The sequence below is a fragment of the Wolbachia endosymbiont (group A) of Cydia splendana genome (genome assembly GCF_947179475.1).
Lineage (GTDB): Bacteria > Pseudomonadota > Alphaproteobacteria > Rickettsiales > Anaplasmataceae > Wolbachia > Wolbachia pipientis.
This window is the reverse complement of sequence record NZ_CAMXBP010000002.1, coordinates 36,299-56,430: the sequence shown is the minus strand read 5'-3', so window position 1 is coordinate 56,430 and position 20,132 is coordinate 36,299. Positions and strand designations below refer to the sequence as shown.

Genomic DNA, 20,132 nt, shown 5'->3' with positions numbered 1-20,132 from the left:
AGCGACCTATTGAAAATCTTGTTTTTTTGCAATCAATCTGATCAAATTTAAGAATAGTAATTTGTTATTTATATTAATAAATTTAATTCTATTGAAAATAGCTAAAGCATTGAAATTCTTGAATTTTAGCCAGATTGGTGAGTGGTAGTGAAATTTCTTTTACTCAAATTTAGGTATTCACTGACCGTTCTTGTTATAAATACCAGAATAATAAGCTACTGATATTCCCTATCTTTTTTATCTTTAATCCATCATAGCTAGCGATGCAACAAAGACATCCCAGTGTCTGGGCACTGGCCCACTGGTGGGAATTGCTCCCAAACTACAACGTTCGTACAGTTGTGGATACCGTGGCGGTATGACGTAGGGAAACCTTTCTTGGGTTAGCTATATGAGCTTTAAATTAAAACATCAAGTATGTTGAACTTAAAACATATCTCAGCTATACTTTGCGATAAAGTTAATAAAAATTTTAATAAAATCAGTAAGACTAACCTCTAGCTAAAATGAATACAAAGTGAGCTTTTTTGATATAAATAGTGTTAGAATAATTGGTAGGTACTTTATCAATTTTTTGTTAAGGCTTGGTAGTGCATTCATATTTTTTATTCAATCTCTATACCACTTCCTTGTGCCACCATATTATTTTAGCAACATAGCAAGACAAATTATAGAGATAGGCTTTTTCTCTCTGCCAATTGTTGGGCTCACTGGAGTTTTTATAGGAGCGGCAATAGTTTTACAAAGTAGCTTGAGTGACCCATTAATTAACCAAGAACAGATAATACCCAAACTTGTTACGATCACTATCATTAAAGAGTTAGGACCAGTTTTGATCAGCTTAATAATGGTAGGAAAGGTTGGATCATCAGTTGCAGCAGAAATTGGTACAATGCGCATCACCGAGCAAATAGATGCACTTACAACCTTGAACATCAACCCTTTTAAATATTTAATTGCACCAAGGATTTTAGCGTCAATCATAGTATTTCCCATACTTACAGTATGTGCAGATTTAATAGGAATATTTGGAGGATGTATCACTGCAGTCTTCGAATTTAACCACAATTTAAATATATACATTAAACACACAGCTCAGTTCTTTAATACGTATGATTTTATAACTGGGCTAATAAAAGCAACTGTATTTGGCGCCATAATTTCTGTCTCAAGCTGCTATTACGGTTACCATTGCAAAGAAGGTGCACGAGGAGTAGGTGTTGCTACAACATCAACTGTTGTTTTATCGTCCATACTGATCATTTTAGCAAACTACATGATTACTTTGATACATGCGTAACCCCATAATATCAATATTGAACTTAAGCTTATCTTTTGATGATAGGACAGTACTAAAAGATCTAAATTTTGATATATTAAAAGGGGAATCATTAGTCATACTTGGTGGCTCAGGAAGCGGCAAATCTGTATTAACAAAAACAATTATCGGCTTGCTTGCTCCAGACTCAGGCTCTGTTAAAATAAATAGTAAAAGCAAAAATAAATTTGGGGTTTTATTTCAAAATTCCGCTTTATTTGACTACGTTACAGTGTGGGAAAATATATCTTTTAATTATAAAAAGCGCTTTAATATCAGCAAAAAAGAGGCAAAACAGCTAGCAATCGAGAAGTTAAATGATGTTGGACTGGAGGAAAGCATAGCAGATATGTTTCCAATAGAGCTATCAGGTGGAATGAAAAAAAGAGTGGCACTTGCAAGGGCGATTGCACACAATCCAGAAATCATTATTTTGGATGAACCAACTTCAGGATTGGACCCAATTATGTCAGATATAGTAAACGAGATAATAATAAAATTATCTAGAGATCTTAACCCTACAATTATCACGATTACACATGATATTCATAGTGCATTTAAAATAGCTGATAAAATAGCAGTATTATATGAAGGGGAGATCATTTCCCATGGAACTGTTCAGGAAATACAAAATACCAATAACGAATATATAAAAAAATTCATTCATTATATATAGCTAAAGATATATACACTATTGCTAACAGTCATATTTTTAAGTTTTAACTTTGTAAAAGGTAGTGGACATTGGAATTCAGATTTTTTTCAAACTGGATCCTATAGCTAACACGTCATACCGCGATTCATTCGCGGTATCTCGGCATAGATTCCGCTAACTAGTAGCGGAATGACGAATTTGTCGTTTTTCAAATTGTCGTAAGTCAGTTTAGCTATATATAGGATGACAGAAATTGTTTGTATTAGCTATATTCAAAAGCTCTATTGATATTTTGCAATATTTGTGATAAAATAATAGCTTAAGGTTGAGAGTAAAAATTTATGAGTGAAGCTCAAGGTCCAAATATTGCAGAATGGCAAGCGCAGCAGCAACACCAAGAGGCTGCTGGTGAGAAAAGTGGTTTTGGTCTTGGTCACAGTGACTCTGTTTCAACAGTTGTCGATGGAATGAAATGGTTGTTCAACTTTCATGAAGGAGCAATTGCTGCTTATAATAATGTGTTTGAAGGTTTGGTGAGTGGCAGTAGTTTAGTAACACTGTTTGGAAAGTCAGGTAATATGTTTGGCATAAAACTTCTTGAAGGCCTTGCAGAATATTTTTCAGGTGGAGGTGGGGAAGATATGCCATCAGAAGGAATGGACATGGCTCATGGTGATGATGGACATCACTCAGATGATTACCCTCATGCCAATAACGAAATAGCTCATAATGCTGATGGTTTGCAAGACATGCATGATGCAGGTGATCACCATGGTCAATCTTTTTCACCTGGTCCTTCACCATCTGTTGGCGATGACCACGGACATGAACTTGGTTAAACGCTTAAAAACTATTGAATAGTTGGAAGAAGGCCTAATAAGAAAAGTTGCTATTGTTATGAGTTTGTCTTAGTGAAAAAGGTTTCAGTTTTAGGATCAACAGGAAGTGTTGGAAAAAAGACTGTAGATTTGCTCTCAAAGAGAAAAGAAGAATACCAAGTGGAAGCACTAAGTGCCCATTCGAACTTTGCTCTACTGGCACACCAAGCAAAACTGCTGAATGCAAAATATGTTGCTATCTCCGATGAAAGACTTTACAAAGATTTGAAAGAAAGTCTACTTGGTACAGATGTAAAAATAGCAATTGGTGCTACAAATGTTGCTGCTATACCTGTTGATCTCTCAGTTGTTGCAATAGTTGGCATTGCAGGCCTTGGGCCAGTTATGGAAGTTATAGAAAGCGGTACCAAAGTCATTGCATTGGCAAACAAAGAAAGCATTGTTTGCGGTGGAAAGTTATTACTCAAAAAAGCTAAAGAAAAAAATGTACAAATAATCCCTATTGACTCTGAGCACAATGCAATTTTTCAAATTTTGCAAAATGACGACAAATGCGTAGAAAAGATCATACTTACTGCTTCTGGTGGACCATTCTTAAATTATAGCCTTGAGCAATTAAAAAATGTTATGGTAGATAAGGCGCTTAGTCACCCCACTTGGAATATGGGAAAGAAAATCTCGGTTGATAGCGCAACAATGATGAATAAGGCACTAGAGATAATAGAAGCACATAACTTGTTTAACATCAGCCCGGATAAAATTGAAGCAGTAGTGCATCCTGAGTCAATAGTACATGGAATTGTAACTTATAAAGATGGGTTCAACTTTGCTGTGCTTGCAGAAACTGACATGGCAATCCCCATTTCGTATGCTCTATCTTGGCCAGAAAGATTAGTTTTAAATTATAAATTAGATTTAACAAAGCAAGGAAAATTGACCTTTCAAGAGCCAGACCATAAGCGTTTTCCTGCGCTAAAGCTTAGCATGGCAGTGTTAAACTCTTCTGCTCCACAAACAAACAGTATTGTGCTCAATGCTGCAAATGAAATAGCTGTTAATGAATTTTTGAAGTCACGAATCGGCTTTTTAAAAATAGTAGAGGTAGTGGAATCAACAATGGAAAGTTTTGGTAGTTATACCGATATTAATTCACTATCTGATATAATAAATATTGATTGTGAAAGTCGTATTATTGCTCACAAAATTGTTGAAAGTAAAGTTGTTGCGTATAGCTAGAGTAATGTAACCAGACTGCATTCTGTGATTTTTAGCAAAACACGATACACAATCGTCATTCCGCTACTTGTTAGCGGGATCTATGCTAAGATACCGCGGCGGTATGACGGTTCGCGGCGGCATAGCTATCTTCAAAAATATGGTTGAATAATTGTTAATAATAGTGTATAATTATTAATATTTTTAAGCACTTTGGCTATGGCTTTATCTAAGTTTCTCGACCCTAAGCTGGATTTAACCTTTAAAAGAATCTTTGGCACTGAAAAAAATAAGAATATTCTCATACATTTTTTGAATGATATTTTAGGGTTTACCGAGATAAATACTATACAAGAAGTGGAATTCCTCAGTACTATAATGGATCCTGAAATTGCATCTGATAAACAAAGTATAGTTGATGTTCTTTGCAGGGATTCTAGTGGGGCCAGGTATGTGATTGAAATGCAGCTTACTCGCGATAAAGGCTTCGAAAAACGAGCTCAATTATATGCTGCTAAGGCTTACTCAAGGCAAGCTGATAAATCTGGTAAGTACATTGATTTAAAGAAGGTTTTCTTTATTGCTATCTCTAATTGTAATTTATTTCCTGATAAGCTTGATTATATATCCAGCCACACTATAAGAGATGAGAAAACCAATGAGCATGACTTAAAAGATTTTCAATTTGTATTTATTGAACTACCTAAATTTCCTAAGAATAAGGAAGAACAGCTAGAAAGCATAGTGGATCGTTGGTTATTTTTCTTCAAATATGCAGATGAAACTACGGAAGAAGACTTAAGGAAAATAGCAGAAAAAGCACCAATAATAAAGTTAGCCTACGATGAATTAGACAGGTTTAGCTGGAATGAAAAAGATTTAGTAGCTTACGAAGAAAGAATAATGGATCTACGCAAAGAAGAAGCAATTCTTGAATACAGACTTGACCTTGCTACTGAAAAAGGCATCCAAATTGGCGAAGAAAGAGGCATCAAAATTGGTAAAGAGGAAGGGAAAATTGAAGTCGCAAAAGCAATGCTGGCTAATAATGTTGATGTCAACACTATTGTCAAGTTTACTGGCCTTTCTATTAGTGAGATTGAAGAATTAAGTGTGAACGGTTACAGAGTAATTTCAAAGTGCATTTGCAATTGGAATGGATACATTTAATGAGAGTCCCATTTCACGGTGTTCAAATCTACTCCTTCTTGTACCATCTCCCAAAGTGGGCTCATTTCTCTCAGTCGGCCAATATTTTTAGCAACAAGATCTGCTGCGTACAAAACTTCTTCTTTAGTTGTAAATCGGCCTAGGCCGAATCTAATTGATGAATGCTCAAGGTCATGGCCATTATTTAGCGACCGTACGACATAGGAAGGCTCAAGAGACGCAGACGTGCACGCAGAACCAGAACTTACTGCTAAATCCTTGATTGCCATGATGAGAGACTCACCCTCAACATAGGGAAAGCTCAAGTTTAGGTTGCCAGGAATTCTATTTTCATAATCACCATTTAAAACGATATCAGGAAACGCTTCTTTTATCTTATTATACAAAATATCCCTTAATTCTTCCACTCTAGTTGTTTCTTTTTTCATTTCTTCTTTAGCAATACGTGCCGCTTCACCAAAACCAACTGCAAGAGGTGTTGGAACTGTTCCAGAACGCATGCCTCTTTCCTGTCCACCACCACTAATTAGTGGTATCAGCCTAACACGAGGATTCTTTCTACGTACATATAATGCGCCTATTCCCATAGGTCCATAAATTTTGTGGCTAGAGAGACTCATAAGATCAATGCACATCTCATTAACATCAATTGGAACTTTTCCAAAGCTTTGAGCTGCATCTGTATGGAAAAATATATTATGCTTTCTGCATATTTTACCAATCTCCTTTACAGGCTGAATTACTCCGATTTCATTATTTACCATCATCACTGAAACCAGGATTGTTTGATCAGTAATTGCTTCCTCAAGCTTTGATAAATCTATAATTCCGTTTTGCTTAACAGGCAAATATGTAACTTTAAAGCCTTCATTTTCCAGATGCCGACAAGAATCCAGAACACACTTATGCTCCGTGCAGACAGTGATTATATGATTTCCTTTATTTTTATAAAAGTGAGCAACGCCCTTGATTGCTGTATTATTTGACTCAGTTGCACCTGAGGTAAAGATAATTTCTTTGCTATCTGCGTTCACCAGATCAGCGATGTGTTTCCTTGCTTTTTCCACTGCTTCTTCAGCAGTCCAACCAAATGAATGGCTGCGAGAGTGTGCATTGCTGAACTCACCAAAGTAAGGTATCATCACCTCTAAAACACGGGGATCTACTTTAGTAGTAGATTGATAATCAAGAAATATTGGTAATTTTATTTTAGCATCGTGTATTTTTTTACTTTCAACATTCATAAAGCTACCACGGAGACAAAATTTACAATTATTTTATAGCATTAAAACTTAATTTTTTCAAGATATAATCTTGCATCAAGTACAAAAGTGTCATCCAAGTAGCTGACACATAACTGTACGAACATTTATTTGCGAAAGCAGTGTGTTAAATGTTATAGCCAGTTTTGCCTCAAACACAAAGGCAGTGCCCAGACACTGGGATGACACCCTATTGGTGGCAATTGCTTCCAAATCATAATGTTTGTACAGCTGTGCGCCGTGCGCTGGAATCCGTTTTAGCCCTTATCTATATCTCAGTTCCACCAACAGTTATTGCGTCGACTTTGAGTGTCGGCTGACCAACTCCAACGGGCACATTTTGTCCATCTTTCGAGCATGTGCCAACACCAGGATCTAACTTTAAGTCATTACCAACCATAGATACTTTTTTCAACACTGTTGGACCGTCACCAATTAGTGTTGCTCCTTTTACTGGCTGTGTAATTTTGCCATTTTCTATTAGGTAAGCTTCCGAAGATGAAAAAACAAATTTTCCTGACGTTATATCAACCTGCCCACCACCGAAATTTACTGCATATAGACCTTTCTTTACGCTAGATATTATTTCCTTCGGTGTATACTTTCCGGGCAACATATAGGTGTTTGTCATGCGCGGCATAATAACTTCTTTATAACTTTCTCTTCTACCATTACCAGTTGGGCTTACACCCATGAGTTTAGCGTTCATATGATCCTGCATGTATCCTTTTAGGATCCCATCCTCTATCAATATATTATAACTGGGTGGAGTGCCTTCATCGTCTACGCTGATAGAGCCGCGCAAATTGGGCAGAGTTCCGTCATCAACTACTGTGATGTCACTAGCTGCTACTTGTTTACCCACAGAATTTGAAAATGCTGAGACTTTTTTGCGATTGAAGTCGCCCTCAAGTCCATGACCCACGGCTTCGTGTAACAATATTCCTGGCCAGCCTGGACCTAAAACGACTGTCATTTCTCCGGCTGGAGTTGGAATTGCTTCAAGATTTACCAGTGCTTGTTCTAACGCTTGGTTTGCAACTTCTTTCCACTTTTTCTCAGAAATAAACTTACTATAAGAGTCCCTTCCACCATGCCCTGCAGAACCTCTTTCGGTACGGCCATCTTTTTCTACAATGACTAGCACATTAAAACGTACCAGAGGCCTGATATCGCTTAATCTGTGATCACCCTTTATTATTTGTACAACTTGCCATTCTCCACTTAGAGTTATTTTTACTTGCTTCACGCAGTTATTTTTGGACCTTACATACTCATTAACCTCATTGAGTAGCTTAATCTTTGAATTCAGATCCATTTCATTTATAGGGTTAATCCTCGAATATAGGCTTTTTGTCTCTTCGTTTAAATTTATTGAATTTGTCTTGTTTAAAGACACTGAGCTTTTTACCATAGAAGCAGCATTACTAATTTCTTTTTCGCTGATCTCAGAAGAACAAACGAAAGATGTACTATCTTCACAAAAAGACCTTAAACCAAATCCCCTTCTAGTATTCAAGTCCATGTGTTTTAATATGTTATCCTCAAAAACCAGGGACTCCGACTGGCAAAATTCTAGAAACAGCTCACCACCATCGCTATTGCTCAAAGCGTTATTGACTATTTTATATACGTTATTAATATTAACATTGTTTTGAGCAAAAAATATTTGATCTAGATTTGGCATTACCTTTGAACTAAAAATTGTTTAAGTATATTATTTAACTTTAACATAGTAAACTATAAAAAGCCCGGGTGGCGGAATTGGTAGACGCGCTAGCTTCAGGTGCTAGTAACTTTTTAAGTTGTGGAAGTTCAAGTCTTCTCTCGGGCACTCTTAGCTTCCATATTGCTTATTGAATTAATTAATGTTATAATATAACATATTAGGTAATATTTATGCTATGTATGGTGAAAAAGATAAGTTAGCCTACAGAAAGAAGGTACGAACTTACTCGAAACGCTTAGTTACTACACTATCTACTATCTCTTTCATTGGATACATAGCGGCATTGGTCTTGAATATTCCTGTCTTAAGTCTGTATTTTAGTATTGCCGGCACTATATTCAGTGCACTTTCGTTTGCTTTAAATATATGGTCACTAAATGATCATTCCCGACAACAGAATCTTAATAAGAAATCTGGCATAAAAAACACTCCAGGACAAAAAAAGTTAACAAAGATCTATCTTGATATAGCATCCAGTGCTTCATTTCTAATAGGAGGTATTGCATCTATGTCGCTTTTTGAGTCTTCTGTTATTTATTTTGTTTCTACGCCTTTTTTTATTCTAGGCTGTGTTATTATGGCAGCTAATATCGTTCAAACTATGATTAGTGAACCACAGACAAAAAACGTCCTTGAGAATCTCTCTTCAAATACTGCAAGAGTACAAGCTTAAGTATTAACTTATTTAACTTATACAGGAATATTAGCTATATAATTCCACTGAAGGAAGCCATTCAAAAGAGTTCGATGTAATTAGCGTCAAAAAAGTGTAAGCAGAAATTGTGGGCTTATTGGGGTAGGAGCGCTTAGTACTCCTACTTCCACATCAATTACTTGAATAATTGCTCAAGCTATCAAAATAAAAGTTTTTATTCAGTAATTTGTGTATAAAGGGTACTATTTTACTGGTAGTAAAATAAATCAGAATGAAGTCTATTTTATTAACGAGGCCTTTATTGGATTCGTTCAATACAAGAAATATATTGAGAAAGTATGGATACAAAGTTTATATAGAACCAGTATTCACAATAAAGTACTTAAATCCTGATATATCTGCACACGAATTTGACGTTGTAATATCCACAAGTAAAAACAGTGTAAAGGCTTTTAGTCAAATATGCAAAGTGGATGACTTTCCGATTATTACAGTTGGTAATTCAACCATGCAGGCTGCAAAAAATTTGGGATTTTCTGATATAATCTCAGCAGACAGCAACGTTGATGGTCTGATATCATTCATAAAAGCTCACTATTCAAGTGCAATAAAGTTCTTATATATAAGAGGACAAGAAGTATCATGTGACCTAAAAAAGAGATTATCTGAAGAAGATTTTAACGTAAGAGAAGTTGTACTCTATAAAACAATCATTAAAAGGAGTCTAACTAATAGGTGTAAAAATTTACTGTTGGATGGTAAAATTGGTAGTGTTGCTTTTTTTTCCTCACAGACAGCAAGGGTATTTTGTTCATTAGTTCTAAAAAGTGGGCTATCTCATGTGATGAATAATACAGTTGCATATACCATGAGTAAAAACATTGCTGATAGTTTAAAGTTAATCAAGTGGAAAAAAATTATAACATCGAGGTTGCCTACTGGGGAGAGTTTAATTGATATAATTAATAAGGATTGCTGATGCTAAAGATTGCAACTTGGAATGTAAACTCCATACGTAAAAGAGTTAACCAACTTTGTAGTTTTATAGTTGATAGTCAGATAGATATAGTTTTGCTGCAAGAGATAAAATGTACGGAAGAGCAATTTCCTTATGCGGAGATAGAAAAGTTAGGATATGAATATGCTATCTATGGACAAGTTGCAAGAAATGGCGTTTGTGTTTTATCTAAATATCCGATACTGGAGAAGTTTAAGATTGATATCGTAGAAGGTTATCAAGAAGCGCGTTATATAGAGTGCATAATAAAGCACAATAATCAGAAGGTAAGGGTGGGAAGTGTATACGTTCCAAACGGTCAAAGCCCGGACTCTCAAGCATTTGAATATAAACTCAAGTTTTTTGATAATCTATATGAAAGGATGAGCACTTTGTTAAAGAATGAAGAGTTAACTATTGTAGCTGGCGATTATAATGTTGCACCGGATGAAATTGATGTCTTTGATTCAAACTTATTGAATGGCCAAGTGTGCTTTCATATAAGAGAACGTGAGAAGTTAAGAGCGATCTTGAATCTTGGGTTTAAAGATGCGTTTAGAATATCTCACCCAAATTTGCAACAATTCACTTGGTGGCATTATCAAGGCAATTCACTCAGAAATAATCAAGGAATGCGAATAGATTATATGCTGTTATCACCACAAGCTGTAGATAAATTGGAAACATGCTACATAGATGATAGATTGCGTAAGCTAGAAAATCCGTCTGACCATACTCCTGTTGTATGTGCTATAGAATAATAGTAGACCTCTTACACAACTCACTTTTTGGCAAACCTAAGGAGTCTTACTTGTCTGCCGCACTGTGTTTTTAGCTTGCTGACCAACACTAATTTTTTCAAGCATAGGGTTAGGTTGTTGTTCACTCTTTTCATTTTTCTGGGAAACTTTCTCAGGAACATGCTGTTGTTCACTCTTTTCTTTTCCTTGGGAAATTTGTTCAGAAACAGAGGTGCATTTCTCAGCTCCTTTGACTGAAGTTTTTAAAATTGTATTGATACCATCAAGAACTTTCCCATCCCATCCTTCTTTTTTCTTTTCATCTTGCGAATGAGGGTTATATAAAGTACCTTTTTTGTCATTTGAAAAAAGAACCTCCACTCCTCCTTTTATGACGAATATTGCACCAATAGCAGCAACAACTACTCCGAGTGTAGTAGGACCAAAAATTAACATTGGAATAGTGGAAAGAAGGACAGGAAAAAAGATCTTGCTTAAGAACGTTGTTACCATCTCTTCATCACTAAGTGGTGGTTCATCTTCCTCTTTTTTGTCTTTACCTAAGAATGGTATTTTTTCTTTCACCCCATCCATAAAGGAGCCAGAAATATTTTTCGGGTCTATTTTGATCCCTCCAATTAGCAGCAGCGGCATTTCCAATACGAACTTTATGGATGAATCTTTAGCTTCTGTACCGCGTATATCAGCTACACAGTCATCTACTACTTCTTTTATTTTACCATTCTTGAGATTCTCCTCATTAGCTAATTTTTTCTCTCTAATTTTCTCAAATACGGAAAGTAAAAACTGAGAAAAATTCTCTTCACTGAGTGATTTTATATCTTCTGGATTGACATTGTTGAATATCTTTCCACTATTCTCAAATACAAAAGTAAAAATTTTCTTTTCATTTTCATCCTGTAATCGAGGTAACCGTTCCTTTAATGACTTCAGATCACTCTGTAATTTTTGTTTTTCTTTCAATTTCTGTTTCTTCTTTTCTATTTCCTGTTCCTTCTTTTCTATTTCCTGTTTCGTTTGCTCTTCTAGTTTTTCTGGATTTTTAAAAATATCTAGGAAAGTACGATAGATTAACTGATGTTTCTCTTTTTCAAATTTAAAAACTTTCTCATCTTTGTTAGTTACCTGAGTAGGTAACTTTGGAGGTTTTGAACTTTTTACTTGTGGGCCTATCATGGCTGACCTATTTGCATTTGCTATGCCCTATTCTAACATATTTTTCGTATTAGTTCAAATGATTTATACTCCTAGAATTCACGATGTTTAAGTCATAATTAAGGGAATTTAGACCCCAGTTGTCGCCAACTTTTATTTCTACTTCAAGTGGTACAGAAATTTCTATTGCATTTTCCATTATATCTTTCATAAGTTTTGCTGTTTCTTGTACCTTTTCGTCCTCTACTTCAACCAGTAGTTCATCGTGAACCTGGAGGATTATTTTACCTACTTTCAATTGGTCAAAAAGCTGAATTGTCGCACGTTTTATTATATCAGCAGCGGTTCCTTGCAGTGGTGCGTTTATTGCTGCCCTTTCTGCAAATTGTCTTATATAAGGAATTGTATTGTTTATGTCTCTTACAAAGCATCTCCTGCCAAACAAAGTTTCTACATAACCATGCAATCTTGCGATAGACGCTGCTTTTTCCATATAGGCCTTTATTTCTGGGTAACAGGAAAAATAGTAATTAATGTATTCAGCAGCTTCCGCAATGGTAATTCCAAGCCGCTTTGCAAGACCAAATGGGCTAATGCCATATATAATTCCAAAATTGATGGATTTTGCTTTGCGTCTTAATTGCTCATCTATTTCTTGCACTCCAAAAACTTGCCTAGCGGTGATCTCATGAATATCTTGTCCGTTTGCAAAAGCTTCTTTAAATGCTGCAACGTTTGCAACGTGTGCCAGGAGTCTTAACTCTATTTGTGAATAGTCAGCAGAAATTATCTTATGCCCTTTTGGCGCAATAAATGCTTGTCTGATAAGATTTCCCTCTTCGCTTCTGATAGGAATATTCTGTAAATTAGGATTGCTGGAGCTCAGCCTTCCAGTTGCAGTTGCAGTCGTTGAAAAGCTTGTGTGTATTCTACCATCAAGTGGATCAACTTGCTTTATTAATGCATCAGTGTAGGTGCCTTTTAATTTACTTAAATGTCGCCAATTTAAGATTTTACTTGCGATTTCTACCCCTTCTTCTTCGAGTGCCTCTAGAACTTCATAATTGGTGCTATACGATCCAGATTTTTTTGACTTTTTCTTTTTATTAAGCCCCATTTTGTTAAACAAAACATCACTTAATTGTTTTGGCGAAGCAATATTAAATCTTTCTCCTGCCAAATTATATATCTCATCTTCAAGCACGGCAATTACCTGCTGAAATTTATCGGACAGCTCCTGTAATTTTTGTATGTTCAGTAATATCCCATTTTTCTCCATATCAAATATTACTTTCATAAGTGGCTTATCGAAGCGCTCGTAAATTGTGAGCAATTTTTCCTGAAATAACCTTTGCTTTAGCTTTTCATGAATTGCTATTAAAGTTTTTGCCGAGAAAATTTCTGCATTTTCACTCAAATTATGCGCAACTATGTTTGGAATACTGTGATCATGCTTTCCTGTATCCAAGCTATACGACATTATCATCAAATCATCAACTGAATCTAGCATCTTCTCTACTGTAGGGAAGATTTTCCTGATTTCTTTAATGTTATGTATTATTTTAAGCGCCCCATTTGAGAGTAAAGTTGAGTTAATTATAATGAGTGCATCTTGTATGCTGTCTTGCTCTATATAAAAAATATTACTTTCGCTATAAGATAAGGAAATTTTATTTAATAAGTTGTCTTCAAAGTGGCAATGAATTGCAATTCTGCCTTCATATCTACAATGCTCCAAAAATTTCTCTAACTCTTCACTACTATATTCTATTTTCTCTTTTGTGCTAGACCCATTATAGGAAAAAAGCTTTTCCACTTTCCCTATTAAGGAATTGAATTCATACTTCTTTAAAAAGGATAATAGTTTTTCCATATTTGGAGAATGGACTTCATATTTTGCAATATCATGTTGAAGGTCTACTTTTTTGCATAGTGATAAAAGTTCTCTTGAAATTAGAGCTTTTTCCTTATGTTCGGTGAGAATATTACGAATCCTCGTTTGCTCGATATTATCAATGTTCTCTATAATATTATTCAATGAATCAAATTCATCCAGTAATTTAGCTGCAGTCTTCGGACCTATTCCCGGAACGCCTGGAATGTTGTCAGATGCATCACCAGTTAGAGAAAATAAATCAAGAAGCTTGTGTGAGTTTACACCAAATTTTTCTATTACTTGTTTTTCATCTATGTATATATTTTTAATAGGATCAAATATTAGAATGTTGTAATTCAAAAGCTGGAACAAATCTTTATCTGATGAAACGACTACCACTTTAAAGTCTTGGTGGTTGGCGTATTTTGCAGCTAGTGTTGCGATTATATCATCTGCTTCATAACCTTCAATCTCTTCATAGCTGAGGTTAAAAGCTTCTACCGCTTCCCTCAGTATGGTGAACTGTGGAGTTAGATCCTCAGGAGGCGTTACTCTGTTCGCTTTGTACTCAGGATATAAATTGTGCCTAAAATTCTTTTTCCCTGCATCAAGTGCTATAGTTAAGTAGTCCGAATGGGCAATGTACTTAAGAACCATATTCAGAAAGCCATATACACCACCTATTGGCATTCCTGTTGTGGTAATTAAGTGAGGTAGTACATAGTAAGCTCTGAAAAGAAAACCATAGCCATCGATGATTGTGAAAGTTTTTTCTTTCATTGTAGATATTTATGCGTGCTTTTGATGGTCCACTATTTAGCTGAGAAAATCAAGTTTTTGTTTTTCTGCTTTTGAGCGTTGTAAGAGATTTTACCGAAAATAGCATTTATGATGGGGATGTACACATATGACCTTACCCAGAAAAAGTGGAGAGAAAGTGTGGAATGTTTTTCACAAAGAGAATGATGAATCAAAATGCTCAGGAATGCAATAGTTAATAGTGACGTTGTTTGTTATAAAAAATTTCTATGTATTCAAATATTGCAGTTCTAGTTTGTTGAGCAGAGTGTTGTGAAGTATCAATAAGTATTTCTCTTTTCAATGAGCTAAAGAAGCTTTCTGCAACAGAATTGTCGTAACAACAGCCTTTATTACTCATCTATATTCTTTACAGCTAAGAGATATTGATACCCTTGCGCAGTATATTGTGAACCTTGGTCACTGTGCAGCAGTAGATTTTTAACAGGTTTACGCCTATTAATGGCCATTAATAAAGAGTTCATAACCAATTGTTTATTTATTGCACTACTCATTAACTACCTTACTATTACCCACAAATAAAAACATAGTATTGTATTTACTCAAATAATTTAATTTTATTAACCTGAAAGCTTATTAGATTAAAATTATTAAACTAAGAGTTATAATTTTAGCAACTAAAAGCTGTAAATTGCACCATATAAACAGTTATTTCAAGCAAAAGTTATGCCATTAAGAGCTATGCAACAAACATTTATATTTGTGGGTAATAGTAAGATTAACTACCATACGTGAGAATTATTGCTGCCAAATATAGCCATCCCTCCTTGGTTTTGATGTAAGTAATCCCATACTTTATTTGGTTGATCAACAATAAAGTTTTGGTCTAATATATTGGGAGCTACAGCTCTATTATCTGTTTGTTGTTTTTTAATTTTAAACTTTCTTCTCAGTATAGCCCTGATGTCATTTTTCTGCATAATACTTTGCACCGTTTTCAAATTGCAACTTTTACCCAAAGCCTTCAATTCAGCATGAATTTTAGGAGCTCCATATCTACATTTAGAAACTTGATATATTTTTTGAATAGCTTCGAGTAGCTCTTTATTTGCTGATTCTCTACTGCTTATTTTTCTTGTGGTCCACTTATAGTAGCCACTAGCAGAAAATCCTACATAATTCCTGTACTTTATAGCAGTTACTATATAAAAAAATATTTTACTCTTTTTGACTGGCCAGGGCTTTTTTTTAAATGTCTCTTTCCCTTGTTACTCTTGCTTTGTAAATCAAACCTCTCTTTGTCATAAGGTGCTACATCTGGAAATGCATTTGCCGCTGACTTTTTTTCGTTATATTTCTTCATCCATTTTCCTAATACACTATCCCTTATTCCTAGATCTCTTGCTACTTTTGCAACTGGTTGACCTACCTTTCTTTGTTCATTTGCCAGTTTAACAGCTTCCAATTTGAATTCTGCTGTATATTCTCTTACCATTTCTAATCCTCCAAAATTTTATTTTACCCAAAAAAACTCTTTTCTTTCTCTCCACTTTTTCTGGGTAAGGTCACTATTTCTTAAGTAATTTACACTTCAGAGTTTATCTACTTTAAAGTTTACTCTATTCTGTTTCAGCATTTGTCATAAATCCTTAATTATTTCTGACTTTTTAGTTCAGTTTTTAACCATTCTTTCCTTAACTTAATGGCAGTGACAATAAGCCTATCTATCATTCTGATGTGATTTCAGTTTTGTTTACGTGCAAACTCTCTAATCCCACCTTGTAGTTAGGATAAATTAGAGAGACATTAAGATCTTTTTTAATTTTAACATTACTTACTTTTTTTGATCCTAAATAAAAACTCTGTGCATAATCTGGTAACTCAATTGGCTCTGGAGGGCTAACATTGAGAAGTTTGGCCGCATACATTATCACTTCAGATCGTGTAGTGGGTAAATCGTCTGCACAATTGTATATTTCACCAGGTTTTATGTTTTGCATGGAAGAAAATAAAATATTCGATATATCTTCAACGTGAATACGAGAAAAAAAATGCCCTTCTTTTTTCACATTTCTTGCTTTGCCAAGCTGCAAGTCAATTAACACGTTCCTACCAGGACCGTATATTCCAGCTAAACGAAAAATATGTACAGGCAATCTGCTATTTAGCCACTTCCTTTCAGATTTAAGGCGCTTTTCTCCTCTGATTTCTATAGGTTTTGTTTTACATTCCTCATCAACCCAATTACCAGAGTGATCACCATAGACGCTAGTTGCAGACAAATAACCAAGCCATTTAACATTTTGCAGGCAATCACCGTATCTCTCCACAACATCATCGCCATCTGGAGGAATAGAAATTAAAACGTGCGTTGCACTTTTAAGCAGACCTTGGCTAACTTTCTCATAATTACAGAGGATTACATTTTGTATATTTTTACTTCTTGATGTGCCACTAACTTTCCAACCTAAGTTCAGTAGTTTTTTCGATAAAAATTTAGCTACATATCCATAACCAAAGCAAAACAAGTGCATGAAAATTAATTTTTAAAGTTCTTCTTGATAAATTCTACTCCTAATTTTATTCCCTCTTCATTGATAATATGCCCTAATCCATGAATTGGGTGCCCTTCAACATTTACTCCATTTTCTTTCAGAGCTTTAACCGCTAAGTCGAGGGACGAAAAAGGTACCACGTCGTCAGCATCACCATGGATAACACATATGTTAGGTTTTGATTTGATCTCTGGTGCAGTTTTTGAAGGTAAAAGAAACCTACCAGAGTATGCAACAACTGATGCACAGGATTGAGAGCGGGTGAGAGCTGTATGTATTGCAAGCATTGCTCCTTGAGAAAATCCAACTAAAGAAAGTTGCGTATCTTTTAAATTAAGCTCCTTTAATTTTGTATCAATGAAATGATTTACAATTGATGTAGCATTTTTTACTCCATTATATAGCGCTTCCTCACTACGATCTTCCAAACTGAACCACTGATAACCATCACCTATTTCTCTCTCAAACGGAGCATTGGGTACTGCAAAATATGAACCCAGTAAAAACTTGCTCATAACTTTGGCAAGGTGAATAAAATTATCGCCACTTGAGCCCCAACCATGTAAAAAAATAATCAAATTTTTCTTATTTCCGCCTGCACAAATTTCTGGGCCTTTAAGTTCAATCATTTCTTTTCCTTTTGCGTTTATATTTTTATTTAACACTAATTTTCACATTTGTAAAACCAATGTGCAATTACGTTCCCGATACTACAGATAAAGTAACTTAGGTTCATCGACGATTTGAAAAACCGTCATTCCGCTACTCGTTAGCGGCTGAGATACCGCGAATGAATCGCGGTATGACGTAGGGAAAACCTTAGCTATAAACCTCAGAAATAAGAAAACAAACTAGAAAAAATACCTCACTATAACTGCAGCCTTAAGCAACGTACCTTATTTATTTACGAAAACTGGTATAAATGCTATGCAAGTAGCTACACCACTTGCATGGCATCAATAATTGACCTCGACTTACCGTCCAACTAGAAAGTTGTATATAGAATGACAGAAATCCAGATGTTATTTACTTACTTTCGATCTTTTCTATCAATTTTTTAACTAAGCCTCTTAGCTTTTTACTGGATTCATCAAGCTCTTGAATCTGCGAGCTGTGCTCTTTCATTAGTTCCTTATAGTTACCTCTTATGTAGTCAATCATTTCCTTCATCTGAGCAATCATCTTGTTAACATCCATACTGCCCAAATCAGGTATCATGCCAGGCATAGCCCCTTCTAACATACCGCCAGCCATAAGCTGCTGAGACATTTGCATAAATGGTTTTAAAGTCTGATTAAGCAATTCAGGATCCTTGGCTAATTTTTCTATTTGCTCTTTGCAAGTATCCATATACTGCTTCATAAATTCATCTTCTTGCCCTTTGTCTATCATAATTATAACCTACCTAAAAATACGTGTTCTTTATTATATATTATTTTAAAATTAAAAACAATACAAAATACCTGTCACAATTGCATTAATACTTTTTAAATAATAAAAAATGCTCCTTTGCTTATAAAGGGTCACATACCTTCTTTAACCATTCCTTATCTTTTACGCTATTTTCTAAGTTTTTATAGACAAATTGATGGTAGCCATTTATCCATTCAATTTTATCCTTAGTAAGCATTTGCACATTTATTAGTCTTCTATCATATGGAATAGAGGTCAGTTGTTTAAAGTTTAAGAAGCCATTCTCTTGCCTGTCAACATACATCAGATTTTCAATTCTTATTCCATACTCTCCCGGAATGTAATAGCCAGGTTCGTTGGATAGTATCATACCTGGTACTAATTTTACTTTATTACTTTTTGATATTGCTTGTGGTCCTTCGTGTACTGATAGGTAACTTCCTACTCCATGCCCTGTACCATGCATATAGTCCATTCCAAATTTCCATAAATGCGTACGTGCCAATATATCCAATTCTCCACCAGTAGTGCCGGGGGGAAAGACGACACTTGCTATAGCAATGTGAGCTTTGAGTACTATTGTATAGTGGGTTATTTGTTCATCAGTTGGATTACCAACTACTACAGTTCTTGTCACATCAGTTGTGCCGTCAAGGTACTGGCCACCAGAGTCAATCAAATATAGTCCATTTTTCTGAATTACCTTATTCGTCTTACTGCTTGCACGATAGTGAATTATTGCACCATTTTCATTAAATGCGGAAATTGTTGGAAAGCTCAATTGTTTAAACAAATTCTGCTCTTTTCTGTATTCTAAAATCTTTTCTTCAGCTTCAAGTTCTGTACCAACATTATTTTCAAGCCAATATAGAAAATTTGTAACTGCCACTCCATCTCTGATATGCGCATTTATAGCCCCAGCTATTTCAGTTTGGTTTTTTGCTGCTTTATAAATTAGACAAGGATCTTCTCTCTCAGCTACCTGTTTATCTTTTATTACAGCCATGATACTCATTGGAGTTGTGTTTGGATCTATAACTATTGAATTTAGCTTGTGCAGCGAATTTTCTAGCTCACTAATATCAAAAATATTTATATGGTTGCCTAAATTTGCTTCTATAGTTGAATGTTCTTTATCTTGAATAAACAAATCAACATTACCGCTTTTATACAATATAGCACGGCCCAATATACATGGAGTATATTTAGCATTTTCATTTCTTAAATTTAATAACCACGAAATTGAATTTGGATCAGTTAAAAGCACTGCTTCAGCTTCTTTATCTATACTTTTAGCGACTTTTTCACATTTGTCCTTACTACTTTTACCAGCATATTTAATAGAATGTAAAACCACTGCTTGTTTTCGATAGTCACTTTTTTTTCCAGCTAAACAGGGTATTAATTTACAGATATTCTCATACTTTCTTATATCTTCGATGGTAAAATATTGCAAATAATAACCTAGTGAGGCAGTCGATGTTAAGTTTGCTTTTATCCATTCGCGTGGATCCTCTTCTTGTATATTATATACTTGAAAATTGCCCCGATCGAGCTGATTGCGAGCTTGTGTAATATAGCGTCCATCCGTAAAAAATGGGCACTTGTTGTCTTTTGTAACGATAAGTAGCCCATTTGTTCCTGTAAAGCCACACAGCTTTGTTAGCTCCTCTGAATACTCATTTAAATATTCATCTTTAGTATGCAACATAAATGCATCAACGTTTATCTCGTGCATAAAAGAACGAAATTCTTCGATTTTTGACATAGAAC

Annotated in this window: 19 protein-coding genes, 1 tRNA gene and 1 pseudogene; 9 read left to right on the top strand and 12 right to left on the bottom strand. The window is 35.0% G+C overall.

Going from position 1 to position 20,132, the window contains the following annotated elements:
• Positions 1–517 precede the first annotated feature (517 nt).
• From OM961_RS05940 to OM961_RS05920, 5 genes are all read left to right on the top strand, one after another.
• On the top strand, positions 518–1,300 hold the full coding sequence (locus OM961_RS05940; protein ID WP_264339622.1) for an MlaE family ABC transporter permease: 783 nt from the start codon (positions 518–520) through the stop codon (positions 1,298–1,300).
• Entirely contained in the window at positions 1,293–1,994 is a 702-nt protein-coding gene (locus OM961_RS05935) for an ABC transporter ATP-binding protein (protein ID WP_006279859.1), read from the top strand. The genes OM961_RS05940 and OM961_RS05935 overlap by 8 nt, the downstream gene beginning before the upstream one ends.
• A gap of 320 nt (positions 1,995–2,314) precedes the next feature.
• Positions 2,315–2,812, top strand: coding sequence for a hypothetical protein (locus OM961_RS05930; protein WP_264339621.1), 498 nt, complete (start codon positions 2,315–2,317; stop codon positions 2,810–2,812).
• 72 nt (positions 2,813–2,884) lie between these two features.
• The gene (gene dxr / locus OM961_RS05925; protein ID WP_264339620.1) at positions 2,885–4,048 is read left to right on the top strand and encodes a 1-deoxy-D-xylulose-5-phosphate reductoisomerase; all 1,164 of its coding nucleotides are present in this window, start codon (positions 2,885–2,887) and stop codon (positions 4,046–4,048) included.
• Between the two features lie 198 nt (positions 4,049–4,246).
• Positions 4,247–5,197, top strand: a complete 951-nt coding sequence (locus tag OM961_RS05920; RefSeq protein WP_264339619.1) for an Rpn family recombination-promoting nuclease/putative transposase — start codon at positions 4,247–4,249, stop codon at positions 5,195–5,197.
• Here OM961_RS05920 and OM961_RS05915 read toward each other — a convergent pair.
• The 3 genes from OM961_RS05915 to tldD all read right to left on the bottom strand — a co-directional run bounded on the left by OM961_RS05915 (position 5,194) and on the right by tldD (position 8,146).
• Complete coding sequence (locus OM961_RS05915) at positions 5,194–6,441, bottom strand: IscS subfamily cysteine desulfurase (RefSeq protein WP_264339618.1); 1,248 nt, start codon at positions 6,439–6,441, stop codon at positions 5,194–5,196. The genes OM961_RS05920 and OM961_RS05915 overlap by 4 nt on opposite strands.
• A gap of 90 nt (positions 6,442–6,531) precedes the next feature.
• The gene (locus OM961_RS05910) at positions 6,532–6,672 is read right to left on the bottom strand and encodes a hypothetical protein (protein ID WP_153296798.1); all 141 of its coding nucleotides are present in this window, start codon (positions 6,670–6,672) and stop codon (positions 6,532–6,534) included.
• A 55-nt stretch (positions 6,673–6,727) separates the two neighbouring features.
• On the bottom strand, positions 6,728–8,146 hold the full coding sequence (gene tldD, locus OM961_RS05905; RefSeq protein ID WP_010962974.1) for a metalloprotease TldD: 1,419 nt from the start codon (positions 8,144–8,146) through the stop codon (positions 6,728–6,730).
• Positions 8,147–8,208: 62 nt separating this feature from the next.
• On the opposite strand from tldD, the gene OM961_RS05900 reads away from it, so the two are divergent.
• The 4 genes from OM961_RS05900 to OM961_RS05885 all read left to right on the top strand — a co-directional run bounded on the left by OM961_RS05900 (position 8,209) and on the right by OM961_RS05885 (position 10,601).
• A tRNA-Leu gene (locus OM961_RS05900) sits at positions 8,209–8,293 on the top strand.
• Positions 8,294–8,363: 70 nt separating this feature from the next.
• Positions 8,364–8,861 carry a hypothetical protein gene (locus OM961_RS05895; protein ID WP_010962975.1) on the top strand — a complete coding sequence of 166 codons (498 nt, stop codon included), beginning with the start codon at positions 8,364–8,366 and terminating at the stop codon, positions 8,859–8,861.
• Positions 8,862–9,114: 253 nt separating this feature from the next.
• Positions 9,115–9,822, top strand: a complete 708-nt coding sequence (locus OM961_RS05890) for a uroporphyrinogen-III synthase (protein ID WP_010962976.1) — start codon at positions 9,115–9,117, stop codon at positions 9,820–9,822.
• A complete protein-coding gene (locus OM961_RS05885; RefSeq protein WP_264339617.1) occupies positions 9,822–10,601 on the top strand; it encodes an exodeoxyribonuclease III in 780 nt (259 codons plus the stop codon). The genes OM961_RS05890 and OM961_RS05885 overlap by 1 nt, the downstream gene beginning before the upstream one ends.
• 36 nt (positions 10,602–10,637) lie before the next feature.
• Here OM961_RS05885 and OM961_RS05880 read toward each other — a convergent pair whose 3' ends face one another.
• The 9 genes and pseudogenes from OM961_RS05880 to OM961_RS05835 all read right to left on the bottom strand — a co-directional run bounded on the left by OM961_RS05880 (position 10,638) and on the right by OM961_RS05835 (position 20,127).
• Positions 10,638–11,777 (bottom strand): hypothetical protein, encoded by a 1,140-nt coding sequence (locus OM961_RS05880; RefSeq protein ID WP_264339616.1) that lies wholly within the window; start codon positions 11,775–11,777, stop codon positions 10,638–10,640.
• 49 nt (positions 11,778–11,826) lie between these two features.
• The gene (polA, locus tag OM961_RS05875; protein ID WP_264339615.1) at positions 11,827–14,412 is read right to left on the bottom strand and encodes a DNA polymerase I; all 2,586 of its coding nucleotides are present in this window, start codon (positions 14,410–14,412) and stop codon (positions 11,827–11,829) included.
• 214 nt (positions 14,413–14,626) lie between these two features.
• Positions 14,627–14,791: an IS3 family transposase gene (locus OM961_RS05870; protein WP_010082072.1), complete on the bottom strand. Its 165-nt coding sequence runs from the start codon at positions 14,789–14,791 to the stop codon at positions 14,627–14,629.
• Positions 14,784–14,945 carry a DDE-type integrase/transposase/recombinase gene (locus OM961_RS05865; protein WP_010082071.1) on the bottom strand — a complete coding sequence of 54 codons (162 nt, stop codon included), beginning with the start codon at positions 14,943–14,945 and terminating at the stop codon, positions 14,784–14,786. Before OM961_RS05865 ends, OM961_RS05870 begins: the two co-directional genes overlap by 8 nt.
• A gap of 233 nt (positions 14,946–15,178) precedes the next feature.
• Positions 15,179–15,886: pseudogene (locus OM961_RS07720) on the bottom strand (IS3 family transposase); the annotation flags it as partial.
• A 232-nt stretch (positions 15,887–16,118) separates the two neighbouring features.
• Positions 16,119–16,925: an SDR family oxidoreductase gene (locus tag OM961_RS05850; protein WP_264339614.1), complete on the bottom strand. Its 807-nt coding sequence runs from the start codon at positions 16,923–16,925 to the stop codon at positions 16,119–16,121.
• A gap of 5 nt (positions 16,926–16,930) precedes the next feature.
• Entirely contained in the window at positions 16,931–17,575 is a 645-nt protein-coding gene (locus OM961_RS05845) for an alpha/beta hydrolase (protein ID WP_319606718.1), read from the bottom strand.
• Between the two features lie 397 nt (positions 17,576–17,972).
• Entirely contained in the window at positions 17,973–18,338 is a 366-nt protein-coding gene (locus OM961_RS05840) for a hypothetical protein (RefSeq protein ID WP_064125381.1), read from the bottom strand.
• 121 nt (positions 18,339–18,459) lie between these two features.
• The gene (locus OM961_RS05835) at positions 18,460–20,127 is read right to left on the bottom strand and encodes an aminopeptidase P family protein (protein ID WP_264339612.1); all 1,668 of its coding nucleotides are present in this window, start codon (positions 20,125–20,127) and stop codon (positions 18,460–18,462) included.
• Positions 20,128–20,132: the final 5 nt, after the last annotated feature.